Source organism: Clostridium sp. D53t1_180928_C8 (assembly GCF_015667795.1).
GTDB lineage: Bacteria > Bacillota > Clostridia > Clostridiales > Clostridiaceae > Clostridium.
The window spans coordinates 1-1,679 of sequence record NZ_JADPEL010000121.1 but is presented as its reverse complement, the minus strand read 5'-3'; the positions used below and the strand labels follow the sequence as shown (position 1 = coordinate 1,679).

At 26.9% G+C, this 1,679-nt stretch carries 2 protein-coding genes; one reads left to right on the top strand and one right to left on the bottom strand.

Annotation, left to right across the window (positions count from 1 at the left end; translation table 11 throughout):
* Window positions 1-122 precede the first annotated feature (122 nt).
* The gene (locus tag I4V51_RS20785; protein WP_195990340.1) at window positions 123-740 is read left to right on the top strand and encodes a flavodoxin family protein; all 618 of its coding nucleotides are present in this window, start codon (window positions 123-125) and stop codon (window positions 738-740) included.
* 59 nt (window positions 741-799) lie between these two features.
* On the opposite strand, the gene I4V51_RS20780 is transcribed toward I4V51_RS20785, so the two are convergent.
* Window positions 800-1,679 (bottom strand): DegV family protein (locus I4V51_RS20780; RefSeq protein WP_207746039.1); only part of this gene is annotated, 880 nt, incomplete at its 5' end.

The following is a 1,679-nucleotide window of genomic DNA, read 5'->3' as shown; positions in this document are numbered from 1 at the left end:
GATGGTCATAAAATAGCATGTCATAATATACTTAAAAAGTAAAAATATAATTAAAATTTTGTTATAAAAGTAATTTAATTCTGCTATAATATCAATAGTAAATTGTTATGGGGGAGTTAAACATGAAAGTAATATTACTAAATGGAAGTCCAAGAGCTAATGGATGTACACATACTGCATTAAAAATCATAGAAAAAGAATTAGTTAATGAAGGAATAGAAGTAAAATTCTACGAGGTGGGTAACAAGGCTATAATAGGATGTACAGGCTGTGGTGCTTGTAGAAAATTAGGTGAATGTGTTCATGGTGGATTAGTAAATGAATTAAGTAAGGAATTAGAAAGTTCAGATGGATTTATTGTAGGTTCACCTGTGCATTATGCAGCAGCTAGTGGAGCAGTAACTTCATTTTTAGATAGACTTTTTTATTCAACAGATAAAAATCACTTAAGACATAAATTTGGCGCAAGTATTGTATCATGTCGTAGAGGTGGTGCAAGTGCTGCATTTGATCAATTAAATAAATATTTTACTATAAATGAAATGCCAATAGTATCATCAGTTTATTGGAATCAAATTCATGGTAATACACCAGAAGAAGTTGTGCAAGATTTAGAAGGAGTAAGAACTATGAAGGTATTAGCTAGAAATATGGCTTATTTAATTAAGTGTAAAGAAGCTGCTAAGAATATTCCCACTCCTGAATTAGTTCCTATAGTAAGAACAAACTTTATAAGATAATAAATTAAAAATAGTACTCATATGCGAGTACTATTTTTTAAATTAATTATTAAATATTATTACTTTTCTTTTACAAAGAATATACCTACTCCATATTTGCCAGTATGAGAGCCTATTGTAGCACCAATTTGCATACTTTTAATATTGTTATTTGGGAAAAGGTTAATTAACTTATCATTTACCATATCCTTTAAATCGTTATCACATCCATAGTATATTACTATAGGAAATTTATTATCAGGTTTAAACTCAGATAATCTATTTACTAAAAAGTTTATAGCAGATTTAGTTCCTTTAACCTTTTTTAATATTTCAACTTCGCCATCTTGAACACAAATTACAGGTTTTATATTCAATAAGTTACCTGCAAAAGACATCATTGCAGAAATTCTTCCACTTCTTTTAAGCATTTCTATATCATTAATCATTATAGCATAATCCATTCTAGGAATTATATCTTCAATAGCTTTAATTATTTCATTAACATTTTTACCTTCATTTTTCATTTTATTAGCTATTTCAACTAATAAACCTTGTCCATATGCAGCAGATCTAGAATCTATTAAATGTATCTTATTACTACCTAGTATTGACTTTGCTTGATAGGCGCTGCTAAATGTACTACTAATTTCAGAGGAAATACCAATATATAATACTTCATTTCCTTTAAGTAATTCTCTTTTAAATACTTCTTCAAAAGTATATAAATTTACTGCAGCAGTTTTAGGTATAGATAATTTATCATCTATTAAGTTATAAAATTTTTCAGTATCTAAATCAATTATGTCTTTATAAATTTTACCTTGTATCTCAACAGTTAAGGGTAATAAAATAATATTGTTTTCATTTAAATAGTTTAAAGATAAGTCACAAGAACTATCTGTTATTATTACTAATTCATTCATAAGTGTATTGCTCCTATATTGTAAAGTATTTAAT

Coding starts and splice junctions, on each gene's coding strand:
- I4V51_RS20785 (WP_195990340.1), top strand. CDS start 123: ATGAAAGTAATATTACTAAATGGAAGTCCAAGAGCTAATGGATGTACA.